Genomic DNA, 16,002 nt, shown 5'->3' on the forward strand with positions numbered 1-16,002 from the left:
GGCGAGTCAAATCTGTACTATATATCAGAGAAATAGCCAAGTATCAGAGAAATAGCCAATAGGGCTGTGAACAGGTAACGTGCTAAACAAAGAAGAAAGCTTTTGAGGCAAAGAATGTTTGTGAACGTTGGATAGCACTTAGTTTAATGCAAAAGAACGCGTTATCATCGCAATGATAAACTCTCCCACAGTAGAACTAGCTATTATGGGAGGTTTTTGGAAGTTGCTTTTTGTGTTATCGATTACGGTCGTACTTTCATTACCCAACCTCAACCGATGTCACATTCTGAAAGCCTCGTGGCAATTGGCCGCCACGATTACCACGAGTGCCTGTATAGTTGGCCAAGTCGTTTGGTTTTAGCGTCACATGGCGTTTGCCTGCGGTAATGACTAAGCTGTCCTGCTGACTCAGTGGCGTGATAGCCAGTACCTCTTCGCCATCTTTTAGCTTAATCAGTTTGTTGCCTTTACCGCGCGCTTGTTCCGGCAAATCATCAAGAGCAAATATCAATAAGTAGCCCGCATTGGTCACGACAGCGATCTGGTCAGGTGCCACGCGTGCGTTGCTGCTTTCACTGTCAGTATTGTCACTGTTATTGGCAGTTATATCCACTGGCGCATCGATACGCGCCACGGGCAGTAAGCGGCTGTCAGCGGCTAAATTGATGATTTTTTTCCCCGCTTTTTGATTGCTGTCTAAGTTGCCCAGCGTATTGATAAAGCCATAACCTGCTGAGCTGGTGAGGATGATGCGTTGATCATCATTACCGGTTAACAACTGCTCAAAACTGGCGCCTGCTGGCGGCTTTAACACACTGGTCAGCGGATCACCTTGACCACGGGCAGAGGCGAGGTTATGTGCATCAATACTATAACTGCGCCCTGTACTGTCGAGCACGTAGATTTTCTCATTGGATTTACCGCGCACATGTGCTTGGTAAGCATCGCCTGAGCGATAACTCATGCCAGGTGCATCGACGTCATGCCCTTTGGCCGCACGTATCCAGCCGGCTTTTGATAGGATGGCGGTCACAGGCTCACTCGGTACCAGGTCGGACTCTTTGAGCGCTTGTGCTTCCGCGCGTTCTGCTAATGGCGATACGCGCTCGTTGCCGTGTTCTTTCATGTCGGCCGTCAGCTCATCAATCATCAGATTGTTAAGGCTCTCTGAATTGTCCAAATATTCCTGAATAACGGCACGTTCGGCAGCCAGCTCATCTTGCTCACGCCTCAGCTCAATCTCCTCTAACTTTGCCAGCTGACGCAGACGAATGTCCAAAATCGCATTGGCTTGAATGTCGGTGAGATCATAATCTTGCATCAACGACAACTTTGGATCGTCATCTTCACGAATAATGCGAATCACTTCATCAATATTGAGATAAGCAATCAGCAAACCTGCAAGAATATGCAAACGCTTATCGATTTTATCAAGACGATACTGCAAACGGCGCGTGACCACAGAGCGACGACAGATGAGCCATTCTTCTAAGATTTCTTTGAGGTTTTTGACTTGCGGTTTACCGTTTAGGCCAATCATATTCATATTGACGCGGTAATTACTCTCAAGGTCAGTGCTGGCAAACAAATGGCTCATGACACGATCGACATCGACGCGCGCTGATCTCAGCTCAAGCACGATACGGCAGGCGTTTTCGTGGTCTGATTCGTCATGAATATCGGTAATCCACGGCAGCTTTTTGTCGGTCATGAGCTTGGCGATTTGCTCTTGGATTTTATTGCCCGAGACTTGGTAGGGCAGCGCATCAATGATGACGAGGTTTTTTTCTTTGCTATCGACATGAAACGTGGCGCGCATCTTATAGCTGCCACGACCGCTCTCATACATGGCCTGCAAGTCTTTTTTACTGGTGATGATCTCGGCAGGCGTTGGCAAGTCAGGCGCGGGTATCGACTGGGTCAGCTGTTTAACAGACAGCTCGGGGTTTTTTAGCAAACGAATGACCGCGCGTACCACTTCATTTAAGTTATGCGGCGGAATATCGGTTGCCATACCGACCGCGATACCCGTGGTCCCATTTAATAATATATTAGGCAGGCGTGCAGGTAGGGTGGTTGGCTCCTGCATGGTGCCATCGAAGTTGTCTTGCCAATCAACCGTCCCTTGTCCGAGTTCAGCGAGCAAGGTATTGGCATAGGCGGACATTTTGGCTTCGGTATAGCGCATTGCGGCAAAGGACTTTGGGTCGTCAGGACTGCCCCAGTTGCCTTGACCGGTGATGAGCGGATAGCGATAGCTAAACGGCTGTGCCATGAGTACCATTGCCTCATAACAAGCGCTGTCACCGTGTGGGTGGTATTTACCCAGCACATCACCAACTGTGCGCGCCGATTTTTTCGCCTTGGCTGAGGATTTTAGCCCCAGCTCGCTCATGGCATATACGATACGGCGCTGTACTGGTTTTAGCCCGTCAGCGATATTGGGCAAGGCCCGATCCATGATGACGTACATGGCATAATTGAGATAGGCTTGCTCGGTGAACTCTGCCACTGAGCGGGTATCCATCGGTTCATTAGGGATGATTGGGGCAATTGTAGGATCAATAACATCGGACATAAAATAGGATTCACTTATGAGTTTTAATAGGTGTCAATAATTGGTTCAATCGAGCAAATAGAATAGTGCTATCGTAAAGGATATTGGCAGAATTAAAAAGGTATAAGTCAGAATAGACGACAGCGCGTGACGTGCCTAGAGGGGATTGATTGATACTTTTACAACGTCAGTTCAGCAGTGGTTCATTGAACGGTCTTTTATCATTCTGTCTACTGATAATCTGAGTATGTAGTGAGTGGTGAATGCGTTGATCAGCGGCGAGCAAGCGCAGTAACTGGGTATCAAGCTAAATGAATGAGTATTTATAGATAAATGTTCGCAAAAAACCACTGGTTATTTTACCTATAATTATGGTTAAATGATTGATATTTATGATTTTATTGACCGTCAAGCCAGTTTGCGCACTCAAGTAGCAATCTTTTATATTGAGTAGTCTGTATAAAGTGTGTATGTTAATTAACAAAGGGCTATTTACCGCTATATTGTTTGCTCGTCATCATACGATTACATCACGATTTGGCTTATCGCTATGAAGAGAAGCCAGCCACTGATTCTTCGTATTTTTATCACACTGTGATTTGCATGGGTTGACGATAGCGTACTATTTACTAGGAGAAAAAAGATTATGGAAAATCACGGTAACCTCACTCGTCGCAATGATAAGGTCTGGGTCAAAACTTACGAAAAGCTTGGTATTCAGTACGATATTGAGATGCCGCCCGCTGACACATCATTGATCGATATACTAGAACAAAACTTCATCAATCATGCAGGCAAGACCGCTTTTGTCTGTATGGATGTTAAGCTCTCGTACGAAGAATTAGATCGTTATAGTAAACAAGTTGCGGCCTATCTACAGTCACTTGGACTCCAAAAGGGCGATAAAGTGGCGGTGATGATGCCCAATATTTTACAGCTACCTGTTGCTGTATTGGGTGTGCTACGTGCTGGCATGACGTTGGTCAACGTCAATCCCCTTTATACCACCAAGGAGCTTGCGCATCAGTTAGAAGACTCTGATAGCAAAGCGCTGATTCTGCTTGAAAACTTTGCCAAAACTTATGAAGATATCGGTAAAGATTTGGTCGATCATGTGATAGTGACGTCAATGGGCGATCTAATGAGCCCAATCAAAGGCTTCATCGTCAATGCCGTGGTTCGACATGTCAAAAAGATGGTGCCTGATTACCATATCAAAGGCAGCGTTAAATTTAAAAAAGCCCTAAACCGCTTCTCTGCTGAAAACTACAAGCGTCCCAATAACATTGGGCTGGATGATGTGGCTGTTCTTCAATATACGGGTGGTACGACAGGTGTGGCCAAAGGCGCGATGCTCACGCATGGCAACTTAGTGGCAAACTTAATCCAGTGTGACACTTATCTGGGCAATGCTTTTGATAAGTTTGAGAAACAAAATGAGCAACCCGTCATTATGACGGCCTTGCCACTCTATCATATTTTCTCGTTTACCGTCTGCGGTATGTATGGCTTATACCGTGGTTGTATCGGTCTGCTGGTGCCAAACCCGCGTGATTTACCAAGCTTGATTAAAGCCTACAAAGATTATCCACCAGCGTTTTTCCCAGCGGTAAACACGTTATTTACTGCACTTGCTAATAATGAGGAGTTCCAAGGGCTGGATCATAGCAAGCTTGAGATGTCGATGGGCGGCGGTATGGCGGTACTCAAAGACACGGCGACTAAATGGGAAAAAGTCACGGGGAATGTCATCGTTCAGGGGTATGGACTGTCAGAGACTTCGCCAGTTGCGTCAGCGAACCCACACGGTACGGGCGAGTTTTCAGGAAACATTGGCCTGCCAATGCCTGCCACTGATATGGCTATTTTGGACGAAGAAGGCAATGAAGTGGATCTTGGGGAGCGCGGTGAGATTTGTGTCCGTGGCCCGCAGGTAATGAAAGGCTATTGGAAGCGTGATGACGCCACTGCCGAAGTCATGACCTCTGATGGTTATTTCCGTACAGGCGACATTGGCGTGATGGATGAAGACGGTTATTTCAAAATTGTTGATCGTAAAAAAGACATGATATTGGTATCGGGCTTTAACGTGTATCCGAACGAAGTAGAAGACGCCATGTCAGACCATCCAAAGATTTTGGAATGTGGTGTCATCGGTGTCGATGATGAGAAGAGTGGCGAAGTACCGAAAATTTACGTCGTCCGTAGTGACGAGAGCTTAACAGCTGAAGAGGTTATCGCTTATGGTAAAGAAAACCTAACTGGCTATAAACGTCCTCGTCATGTTGAATTCATTGATGAGCTGCCAAAATCTAATGTTGGTAAGATACTACGTAAAGATCTGCGCGCGCTTGAAGAAAAAAACCACGGCTGATTCACTAACCCTCATATGTAGATGTTCGATGATGAGTACGGCTAAGTAGTAGGTACTCATAAAACGTCATGATAACCAATGCCGTAATAACCAAAAATGATAAGGTCGCTGATAGGCTACCTTGTCATTTTTTCGTCTGTACGGTTTTTTTTGACGTGGCGGTCCTGCCAGTATAGATAGAGAATTTTTAGCAAAACTGCTATAGTGCTCACCGACGTATTTTTTTATTTGTCTACAAAAAGACGGCAATTTTGCTCTATATGTTTGGTAAAACGATGATGATAAAGGCAACGCTTGATTCAGTGCAGCTGAGTCATTTCGAGCTTTATCATGGACTTAATATGGTGCTTTGATTGACAAAGCTTATGAATAACAAACCTTATCGTGTTACCACGTTTCTTATTCACAAGCTTATGCTGTCATTGACCATTCACAAAAAATAATGGTGTTTTCATTAGATTATTCTACGTTCTTAACGGTAACCTTTAGGGAAAATTATGACCGACAGTATCAATAAAGAGACAGCAAACGGTAAAACTGCGACTAGCAATAAAGGCAATGCGACTAACAATGTTCATGAAAGCAACGTTTATCAAGACAATGCCTTTCCTACCATGCCAACGATACCTAGCGATAGACCGTGGCTAAGTGCGTATGAGCGCTATGGCATTGACGCTACTATCGATATGCCGGACGACAATACCTCTTTACTTGATGTGTTTGAGCGTAACTTTAGCCGTTATGGACAAAAAACGGCTTATATCTGTATGGGTGCGACGATTAGCTTTAAGCAACTCGACTTGTATAGCCGCCAGATTGCCAGCTATTTACAGTCATTGGGATTGGTCAAAGGCGATAAAGTTGGCGTGATGATGCCCAATATCTTGCAATACCCCGTGGTGGCTTTGGGCATCATCCGCGCAGGTATGGTATTGGTCAACGTCAACCCTCTATATACCAGCCGAGAGCTGTCGCATCAGCTGCATGATAGTGGGGCTAAAGCCTTGTTTATCGTCGAAAATTTTGCGAAGACCTATCAAGAAGCGGAAGACAAAGGGCAGGTGCAGCATGTTGTCGTTTGTAAGATAGGCGACATGCTAGGGATGGTCAAAGGGACAGTGGTTAACCTAGTCGCTCGCCATATCAAAAAAATGATACCTGCTTATAGCTTGCCAAATAGCGTGAGTTTCAAGCAGGCGTTAAGTGCGGTATCAGCCAGCAAGTACAAGCGCCCTGATATGAATCTAAGCGATGTGGCTTTATTGCAATATACGGGCGGTACGACTGGTGTGGCTAAAGGCGCGATGTTGTCGCATGGCAATCTAGTCGCCAATATGCTACAGATTAGCGCCTTAATGAACAGTGCGTTTGAAGAGGATGTCGATGCCAGCGACGTTATCTTGACAGCGTTACCGCTATATCACGTGTTCTCCTTTATGGTGTGCGGCATGTATGGCATGTATCAAGGTTATGCCGGTTTGCTTATCCCAAACCCACGCGATCTTGACGGTTTGATTAAAGAGATGGGTAAATACAAACCCTCTTTTATCCCTGCCGTGAATACTTTGTTTAATGGTTTGGTACATAAAGAAAGCTTTGCAGACTTAGATTTCTCTAACCTAAAAGCCTCGATTGGCGGTGGTATGTCCGTATTACCAAGCGTGGCTAAAGAGTGGCACAAAATTACGGGACTACCTATTGTAGAAGGGTATGGTCTGTCGGAGACGTCTCCTGTGGCCGCTTTTAACCCCATGACCATTGCAGAGTTTACCAATAAGATTGGTATTCCTGCTTCGAGCACGGATATGATCTTGATCGATGATGACGAAAACGAAGTCGCGCTCGGTGATCGTGGCGAGATATGCGTCAAAGGTCCACAGGTCATGATGGGATATCAAAATCGTCCAGAAGAAACGGCCGACACCTTCACGGCTAATGGTTACCTAAAAACGGGTGACATCGGTATCATGGATGAAAAAGGCTTCATTAAAATTGTTGATCGTAAAAAAGACATGATTTTGGTGTCAGGTTTCAATGTCTATCCCAATGAGATCGAAGAAGCCATGAGCGAGCATCCAGCAATCACGGAATGCGGCGCCATTGGTGTGCCAAATGATGACCGCGGTGAAGAGCCAAAACTGTTTGTGGTCAAAAAAGGCGAAGTGACAGAGCAAGAGTTGCTCGATTTTGGCAAAAAGCAATTGACGGGTTACAAGCGTCCACGCCATATCCAGTTTGTGGACGAATTACCAAAATCAAACGTTGGTAAAATCTTGCGTAAAGAGTTGCGTAAGATGGAAGGGTTAGAGTAGTTTTTACGGCGATTGTTGTTGATCAAGACAGCTTTTTGCCTAAGTGCAGTGGCGTCATAGCTTAAGCGAATCTTGCTATTGCGCCGCTGTCACGTTAGGATATCTCAATATTTAAGTCTGGTGTTTTGCCAAACACCCATTGCTCAGCCGAGTAGCAATAGACCTCTTATTTTTATGACACTGCTTTTAAAACATCGTACTAGGAATTTTTATGCGTATTGACAATCGTGAGCTTGACCAACTTCGCTCGATCAGCTTTGAGCGCCATTATACTAAGCATGCCGAGGGGTCAGTATTAGTGAGCTTTGGCGATACCAAAGTACTGTGTACGGCTAGTGTCGAATCTGGTGTACCGCGCTGGCTAAAAGGCAAAGGTAAAGGCTGGATCACTGCTGAATATGGCATGCTGCCACGTGCGACCAACACCCGAAATCAGCGTGAAGCGGCACGCGGTAAGCAGTCAGGTCGTACGCAAGAAATTCAGCGCTTAATTGGCCGTAGCTTACGCGCTATGATTGACTTGAGTAAGCTGGGTGAAAACACCATTTATCTTGATTGTGATGTGCTACAAGCTGATGGGGGTACTCGTACCGCTAGTGTGACTGGGGCGGCGATTGCGCTTATTGATGCATTAGAAAGCATTCAGAAAACCAAAAAACTAAAAGCTGATCCGCTGATTGGTTTGGTTGCGGCCGTTTCTGTCGGTATGAAAGATGGAGAAGCGTATCTGGATCTGAACTACGAAGAAGATGCCAGCTGTGATACCGATTTGAACGTCGTTATGACACAAAAAGGTGAGTTCATTGAGCTGCAAGGTACCGCAGAAGAAAAGCCATTTACCCGTGCGCAAGCAGACGACATGCTGGCAATGGCCGAAAAAGGTATTGCAGAATTGATTAAAATGCAGCAAACCGCGCTTGGCTGGTAACTTAGTTTTTATCTTCAACCCACTGTCTTGATGATTGGTTCCAATAACTGCCTGTTAGCGCTTGATAGGCAGTTTTTTAATAGACAATTACCCGAACATCCTGCAATAGGTAGTAATGCATGCTTAAGCTGACTGATGATGGCGCCAAAATCACCTTAGAGGGTCAGCCGCAAACGGCGGACAACGGCATGTTTTGGTTTGGGTTTGCGTTACTCGTAGGGGCAGTTGCGGTGGCTTTGGCCATGAGCTTATTGTCTGAGCGTTTGGCGATTGGTGCGCTCGCGCTTCTTATCATTGGTAGTTTTGTTTTTAACAAGCAGCGCCAAAAGCACAAAAAAGCCATGAGCGGTATGATTAGTAGTGGTACGTTGTGGGTGCGTGCAGGTGAGCTGGTGCATGACGGTCAAGGTAAGCGTGAGCACATCCACATAGCTGATGAGGACAAAGTCGTGCTCATCGGTGATGAATTACAGATCGTCGATCGTCATGATGTCCGCAAATACTCTATTAGTGGTTTTGAGAGCCGCCAAGAAGCAACCGCTACTAAAGCCATCCTAGAAGGACAAGCACTGACAAAACGCCATGTAAACATCAAAATGAGCAATGATGAGAGCCGCTCTTAGCGGTTGGTTTGTTCATTGATGTCCTTTTATAAACGCTTATCTTATCTCATGATAATGTAACGCTGTCTGTTTGATTCTATTTTTATCCCGCCTAAATGTCTGCTTTGGTTTAACCATTGGTCGGTGCTTTTATACCTATTATCGGCTATTTGAGATGAATAGGGCTTGCAGATCCGTGTCTAAATGGTTTATAAGTAGGATTGAAAAACCCCCATTGCTACGTTTGTTTTTGTTGTCATTTGTCTCTTATTGACAAGGAGTTAGTCATGTCGCGTTTGCCCATGCTGCGTATTACAGCGTCGTGCAGTTTATTGTTACTCACCTGTGGCATAGTAGGACAAGCCCATGCAGATAGCATGAGTGCACTCATTGCCCAAAAATCCGCTCAGCAAAATATCAGTGCTCGCTATACGCCGTCTTATTCAGCGGTGCCTTCTGTTAGGGTTAGTACGCACTCCACCATTCAACGTGCTCGCTCACCTCAAAACGCTGTAGACATTCAGCAAAGAGACAGCGGCAGTTATTCTCATAGTAACCATTATTCTAGTATGAATAACGATGGTAATCAGGCCATGTCAAACACTGCTTATCGTTATCCTGTGGTACAACGGCAAACGCCTTCGGCACTACCAGCGTTTTTATCGGGGCGTTATGACAACGTCGATAGTGAGTATTTACCGCTGCTAAGTGATGCTGAGACGCAAAGTAGTGTGGCTGCACGCGAGGTCGTCAGTACAGCTCGTAAAATGGCGCTCAATGAGCGTACGATTATTCGAGGCGGCTGCTGGGACTATCTGAATGCCGTGTTCAATCGGGCAGGGGTAACCCGTGATACTGTTCATAAAGGCACTTACGGACAAGGCCCTTATGCCAGTAGCGGCGAGATTGAAGTCGGTGATTGGCTTTACTATATCAACCATGGCTACAATGGTGTGGAGCATAGTGGACTGTTCGTGGGCTGGGTCGATGAGCGTGCTAAGCAGGCTCTCATACTCAGCTACGCTGGTGAAAACCGCCGCGAACCAGCGCGTTATCGCGTTTATGATCTGAGCAATGTCTATCAGATCATGCGCCCTAGTGTTTAGAGTTGTATTGCTATTATTGATTTACTCGTCAATTCACTCGTCAACTCGCTTAGTCTACTAAGTACAGTGAAGGCATAAAAAAAGCGTCTACCACGTGTATGAGTGATGGACGCTTTTTTGTATGAACAGTAAGATTAAAACGGTTTTACCACGACTAAAATTACAATAATGACTAAGGCAAAGACTGGCACTTCATTAAACCAACGCCAAAATTTATGGGTTTTATAATGCGGGTTATCCATCAGCTTTTTACGATAAAAGCCGCAGGCACCGTGATAGCCAGACAGCAGTATCACTAATAGCAGCTTAACGTGCAACCAGCCCTGAGTTTTATAAACCTCCCAGCCAATAATCAGCATCCACAGACCAAAGACCCATGTCGCTATCATCGATGGTGTCATAATACCACGATACAACTTGCGCTCCATAATAATAAAGCGCTCATGACTGACGCTATCGTCGCTCATCGCATGATAGACAAACAGACGCGGCAAATAAAATATCGCGGCAAACCAGCAGACCATCGAGATAATGTGCGCCGCTTTAATCCAGTTAAAATAGTCTGGCATGACAGTCCTCTTTTATATGCCCAAGCAGATTGGGGCGGTAAATCGTGCTGGCAAGCTTAGCGCAGATGATCCAATAATGGTAGCGTTAAAAAACTACTCTGCCAACACAACTTGTGATTGATGACCACTCATCGCATCCATGACAGGCACTTGCTTTGGTGGTCTAGGAGCCGCAAATTGTGCGGTTAAGCCAAGCTCACGCATCAGTCTGTTATCGCTTGACTGGCTGGCATTGCCTGTGGTCAGCAGCTTATCGCCATAAAAGAACGAGTTGGCACCAGCCATAAAGGCCAAAGCCTGCTCAGAATCAGACAAGCTTTCGCGTCCAGCAGACAGGCGCACATAACTGGTCGGGCAGCAGATCCGCGTCACAGCGATGGTGCGTATCCACTCAAGCACCGATAGCTGACCCTCTTCAATCACTCGATCGCCAATCGGCGTGCCTGCGATAGGAACCAATAAATTCACCGGAATAGACTCTGGCGCTTTGGGCATTTTGAGCAGCTCATGCACCCAGTCAATGCGGTCATCACGGCTTTCACCCATGCCCACGATATTGCCACTACAGACATTGATGCCTGAGTTGCGCACGTTGGTGAGCGTGTCTAGACGCTCATCGTAGCTGCGGGTGCTGACCACTTGCTCATAGTAGCGGCGTGACGTGTCTAGGTTGTGGTTGTAATAATCCAATCCTGCATCGGCCAATTGGGTGGCTTGCGCGGTATCGAGCATACCAAGGGTCATACAGGTCTCAAGTCCTAATGCTTTGACTTCTTTGATCAACTCAACCACATAAGGCATGTCTTTGGCGCTGGGATGTTTCCAAGCCGCGCCCATACAAAAGCGCGATGAACCAGTGGCTTTGGCACGTTTGGCCGCGGCAATCACCTTGTCAACTTCTAAGCGCTTTTCTGCTTGCAGCTTAGTCGTGTCGCGGTGATGACCCGACTGGGAGCAGTAGCCACAATCTTCAGGACAGTTGCCTGTCTTGATGGACAGTAAGGTGCTGATTTGTACCTCATTGGCAGCAAAGTGCTGACGATGAACCGTTTGCGCTTGTAGCAATAAGTCCATCAAAGGTAAGTCAAATAACGCAGCGATGTCTTCACGGCTATACTGTTTGCTGGCTTGCAGGCTTTTAGTAGCGTCTGTTGCAAGGCGGGCCAACAAGTCATTATTGAGGCTATTTTGATTATCAATTGGGTCAGTGGGGCGACTGGCATTCGGTTCTGCAATGCTAAGTAATCCTGCCATGGTATAAATCCTTTTATAATAATAGTAAATCGTGTCAATTTAATCTAAATACTTGGAGCGACGGTCGTTTTTGCGACAATAAAAAAGGTTGCGGTATAGTATAACGCAACCTTTTTAGAAAGTCAGAACCCTGCTAGAGAGTATTTAGCATCAACACAATAAAGCCCATAAACCGTAACCATTTGTGACGCCATGATCTCATCATTGGTAAATTATGGGGATGATAAGTCAGGTAAATACTAGGTTATAGCAACACTAAGTTATGACAGTAGAGTTACTTGCCCAACTTGTGTTTCGCCACTCCGATCCAGTGATTGGCAAGCTGCTGAGCTTTATACGCATAAGGTTTGGCTTTTTGGATGTACGGTTTGTACTCTTCTGGAATGGTCGGCACGATATGCTTCGCAAGCTTGTTAAACCACATCATAAGACTGTAGTCACCTTCAATGCTCAAATTGCCTTCTTGTACCGCAGTCATAAAGGCTGGCAGATCGCCTTTGGTCAAAAGCTTGACGCCAGTCATAGAGTCTTTAAAGTTGATCGTAAGGTCGGCTTTTTCTGCATGACCGCTGTGTTGGCTAAATTGGCCATTATCAAAGCGATAATAACGCGCGACATCAGACTCGTCGCTGGCAAGCTCAATGGTGACTTTGCGATCAGCAAAAAGCGCTTTAACGTCTTCGTCATTGCTATCAGCAAGCATAGACAAACGGTAGCCAATCACGGCCAATAACACATCTAATGGGTCGGACTTGATATCTAATACAGGCACAGTAAACATAAGGAAACTCCTAAAGAATGAGACGCAAAATCATGCGTACTTTATAACAATTTTTGGCACAAATATATAAGTAGATTATAAACGATGAGTCAGGCTCAATTCTTTAGGAGTTACGTAGAGTGCGTTAAGTATCTTGTAACATTCGTGGGCATTAATATTATTAGAGCAGGCTTAATAAAAGCGTGGCTGATAGTCGTCATCATAAACAGGGGTGTGCTCAATATAGCGCGCCGCTTCTAGTTTGCGCTGTTGTTGTACTGATTGACTAACATCCTCATAACGTAGCGCCCGATATAGTACCCAAACCGTTAAAGGCAACCAACTAATACCCATGGCGACCACATAGCGGTGCCACTCTGATAGCTCAGACAGCATAGGGCGAGTTGCTAAGGTGCTCTGGATGGCTTCCACGCCTAGCCAATACGCCATCCCACCAAACAGATACCACAGTAGCCAACGTTGTGATGATAAAGCGATTGCCACTACCGAGCCCGCTAGGACGCTATAACCAAGCAATGCAGCATTGCTCCATGTGTCTATGGCAATAAAAGAAAATACAGTGAGTAACATCATTCATCTCGCTATTCATAAGGTGAATTCCAATGGGGCTATTATGAAAGTTTGGGGAACAAAGCTAAAGAGGGGAGAGGCGACTTTGCGACAACCGTTGACGTTTGATTTTTTAGCGCGTTTTGAGGTTTTTCTCGTGCAGATTTTGAGCTAAGCACCACAAAGATGGCGCTTAGTTTTGCAAACAGAGAGAGTTATAGAGAGGGGTTTATTCTGAGCTGACGGTAGCGCTTAAACAGGGTTGCGACGGTTGCCCCACCACGATAACAGTAACACCAAAAATGCGCCCAGTAGCATCAGCCCTAGCGTGGTTAGCCAATGGGCGCCAGTAGGATAGTGCCAAGGCATGACGTTGTTTATCGCCTCGCTATTTAGCGTGCCCAAGGCATCCGTTTTCCACGGCCACACTTTGACCAAAGACCCTGCGATAAAGCCTGTCAGTAGCGCTAACGTGGCTTGATAGTAGCGGGATAACAACCATTTAAGGGCACGGGTAAACAACAACAGACCAGTGGCCATACCCGCAATAACAGTAAAGATGATACTAAAATTCAGAGTATGCACGGCTTCTAATACCGCGTCATAAGCACCCAACAACAGTAAAATAAACGATCCTGATATACCAGGCAATATCATGGCACAAATCGCGATAGCCCCTGTTATAAACAAATACGGCAAGCTGGGTGTGGTGGTGAGTAAGGGTAAGCTACTGATGACCACAGCGAAGATAAGCCCAGTGGCAAACAATGCCACCCGGCCTACATTCCAGCGTTTAATCTCACTTAATAGGATAAAGACTGTGGCGATGACCAGCCCAAAAAAGAACGACCAGATATACAGCGGCTGATTGTCCAGCAAGTGTTTAATAATGCCAGCTAAAGTCGCAAAACTGCTCGCAATACCGAGTAACAAAAACAGTAAAAATGTCGCATCGACCGCTCGCCAAACAGCAAGCAGCCCTTTAATGCCGCCTTCTTGTCGAAATATCTGCCAGAGATTTGGGCCAATGCTGCCAAGCGCATTAATCAAGCGCTCATAAATCCCAGCAATCAATGCAATGGTACCGCCAGAGACACCAGGCACGATGTCCGCTGCGCCCATGCACATTCCTTTGATATAAACCCCCAGTAATTGCTTGGGCGTATCGGCGGGTTTAGGAGGAGCATTCTTATCCAATAGTGGTGGCGCTGACGGCTCGTTCGGCCGTGGTGATTGTGGTGCCGTCATGGACAATCCTTCATTATTTAACAATAAGTGTTGAGGGTTAATGGTGTGTCGCGTTTATGGCCGCGCTAAAACAGGGACGCTAAAAATGGCTGTATGAAGCTGATGGCATGAAAAAAGCATAAAAGCCAGATTAATGATAAAAACATCAATCTAGCTTCGGGTATTGTTTTGAGAGTGTGGTCACTACTGTGTCGGCGCTAAGGCTGGATAGCCAAGCGCATAAAGGGTGCCTTCAAGCCCAGTCACGTTGATCGCGGCATCTGCACGAGCTTGGACGATGGGCTTCGCATGGTAAGCGATGCCTAGATCGGCAATGCTCATCATCGGTAAATCATTGGCACCATCACCAACGCAGACGACTTGTGACATCGCGATACCCAAACGCTCAGCTGTATGTTCGACGATAGCGGCTTTTTTGGCACCATTGACGATGGGCAGCTGGACATGACCTGTGACTTCATTTTCGTCGATGTCTAAGGCATTTGCATGAACTTCGTCAATGCCCAGCTGCTCAGCGATGTAGCGAGCAAAATAGGTAAATCCGCCTGAGACGAGCACCGTATGATAGCCTAAGGCTTTTAGCGCGCTAATGGTGGTGCGAGCGCCCATGGATAGAGTTAGGCGGCCACATATCTCATCAAGCACCTCGGTTGAGATGCCTTTTAATAACGCTACCCGTTTGGCAAAAGACTCATCAAACTCAATTTCACCGCGCATGGCAGCTTCAGTGATGGCGGCAACCTCCTCACCGATGCCTGCGGTTTTGGCCAGCTCGACGATGACTTCTTGCTCAATTAAGGTTGAATCCATATCAAAGCAGGCAAGCTTATGGGTACGGAGCATATGACCGACAGACAAAATATGGCAATCAACCACATCTAGGTGGTCGGTATTATTTGCATGATTAGCGTTTTTATACGCTTCAGTTAAATCGTGACGCAAGCGCGTCGTCAGCTGGTCATCAATGATGTGCGCGGCAGCGGTTTTTTTACCGGGGTGCATGAGCGTATCAGTCACTGGAACCAGCAAGTAGCGGAATACTTGCGACTGGGTAAAGGGTAGACGCTGCGCGTTCCCTGCCATCGGCTCTGTATCAGAAACGCTGATATTGACAAAACTGGCATCGGTATCTTCTGCGACGGTGACCAAATGCCAGCTTGGCTGCTCATCGACCCATGACTGTACATACTGATGGATATCAAGAGTGGATATTTTGTTAGGTAGTACGACAATGAGAGCAAACACAGGGAGAGACTGTAGCGCGTCAAAATCTTGTAAGTTGGTGCCTTCAGGTAGTAGTGATGCAATAGAATCGACGGCTTGTTGCCATGCTTTGCTGTCTTTTGGTAACGAATAAGATGTATTGTTTGGCATGGCTCAATTGTCCCTTGTATGCTCATATAAGATTAGGAATAATACCAGTTTTACTGGGCAGCGCCTATAGATGACACACAAAGTATCATGGTGGTGCAAAAACGGCTGTTATGGCTTAAAAGACCGTTAAAATTGAATACCACTATTATGATAAATTTATAAAGTTGCTCACGCTATAAGGTTTATTATGGTGATATAGTAGAGCGTAACAGGTGACTGTATTTCTGATAGTGTTATCAGTTACAGCGAGTCCAAAGTGCGCCAGCTTACGTTAAGTAACAACATCTTAGACAACAGCACTTGCTTTGAGTAACGGTTTGTAAAGATGTACGCAGTACCATTTTTTTT

12 protein-coding genes are annotated in these 16,002 nt (G+C 46.0%); 5 read left to right on the forward strand and 7 right to left on the reverse strand.

What is annotated here, in order from left to right:
• Positions 1-259: 259 nt before the first annotated feature.
• Positions 260-2,578 carry a DNA topoisomerase IV subunit A gene (gene parC / locus JFC06_RS02065; protein WP_198333804.1) on the reverse strand — a complete coding sequence of 773 codons (2,319 nt, stop codon included), beginning with the start codon at positions 2,576-2,578 and terminating at the stop codon, positions 260-262.
• 625 nt (positions 2,579-3,203) lie between these two features.
• On the opposite strand from parC, the gene JFC06_RS02070 reads away from it, so the two are divergent.
• The 5 genes from JFC06_RS02070 (at position 3,204) to JFC06_RS02090 (ending at position 9,879) form a co-directional block, all read left to right on the forward strand.
• On the forward strand, positions 3,204-4,931 hold the full coding sequence (locus JFC06_RS02070) for an AMP-binding protein (protein ID WP_193006721.1): 1,728 nt from the start codon (positions 3,204-3,206) through the stop codon (positions 4,929-4,931).
• A 614-nt stretch (positions 4,932-5,545) separates the two neighbouring features.
• Positions 5,546-7,243 (forward strand): AMP-binding protein, encoded by a 1,698-nt coding sequence (locus JFC06_RS02075; protein WP_404672246.1) that lies wholly within the window; start codon positions 5,546-5,548, stop codon positions 7,241-7,243.
• Between the two features lie 211 nt (positions 7,244-7,454).
• The gene (gene rph / locus JFC06_RS02080) at positions 7,455-8,171 is read left to right on the forward strand and encodes a ribonuclease PH (RefSeq protein WP_193006723.1); all 717 of its coding nucleotides are present in this window, start codon (positions 7,455-7,457) and stop codon (positions 8,169-8,171) included.
• A 119-nt stretch (positions 8,172-8,290) separates the two neighbouring features.
• Entirely contained in the window at positions 8,291-8,794 is a 504-nt protein-coding gene (locus tag JFC06_RS02085; RefSeq protein ID WP_193006724.1) for a hypothetical protein, read from the forward strand.
• A 266-nt stretch (positions 8,795-9,060) separates the two neighbouring features.
• Positions 9,061-9,879, forward strand: coding sequence for a hypothetical protein (locus JFC06_RS02090; RefSeq protein ID WP_193006725.1), 819 nt, complete (start codon positions 9,061-9,063; stop codon positions 9,877-9,879).
• A 134-nt stretch (positions 9,880-10,013) separates the two neighbouring features.
• Here the strand turns inward: JFC06_RS02090 and hemJ are convergent, their stop codons facing one another.
• The 6 genes from hemJ to serB form a co-directional block, all read right to left on the reverse strand.
• Positions 10,014-10,448, reverse strand: coding sequence for a protoporphyrinogen oxidase HemJ (gene hemJ / locus JFC06_RS02095; RefSeq protein ID WP_198333806.1), 435 nt, complete (start codon positions 10,446-10,448; stop codon positions 10,014-10,016).
• 93 nt (positions 10,449-10,541) lie between these two features.
• A complete protein-coding gene (gene bioB / locus JFC06_RS02100) occupies positions 10,542-11,702 on the reverse strand; it encodes a biotin synthase BioB (RefSeq protein WP_198333807.1) in 1,161 nt (386 codons plus the stop codon).
• A 274-nt stretch (positions 11,703-11,976) separates the two neighbouring features.
• Entirely contained in the window at positions 11,977-12,483 is a 507-nt protein-coding gene (locus JFC06_RS02105) for an SCP2 sterol-binding domain-containing protein (protein WP_198333808.1), read from the reverse strand.
• Positions 12,484-12,654: 171 nt separating this feature from the next.
• Complete coding sequence (gene aciT, locus JFC06_RS02110; protein ID WP_227670095.1) at positions 12,655-13,056, reverse strand: AciT family ciprofloxacin tolerance protein; 402 nt, start codon at positions 13,054-13,056, stop codon at positions 12,655-12,657.
• Between the two features lie 228 nt (positions 13,057-13,284).
• Positions 13,285-14,280, reverse strand: a complete 996-nt coding sequence (locus tag JFC06_RS02115) for a DUF368 domain-containing protein (RefSeq protein ID WP_198333809.1) — start codon at positions 14,278-14,280, stop codon at positions 13,285-13,287.
• A gap of 183 nt (positions 14,281-14,463) precedes the next feature.
• A complete protein-coding gene (gene serB / locus JFC06_RS02120; protein ID WP_198333810.1) occupies positions 14,464-15,654 on the reverse strand; it encodes a phosphoserine phosphatase SerB in 1,191 nt (396 codons plus the stop codon).
• Between the last annotated feature and the right edge of the window lie 348 nt (positions 15,655-16,002).

Source organism: Psychrobacter namhaensis (assembly GCF_016107545.1).
Lineage (GTDB): Bacteria > Pseudomonadota > Gammaproteobacteria > Pseudomonadales > Moraxellaceae > Psychrobacter > Psychrobacter namhaensis.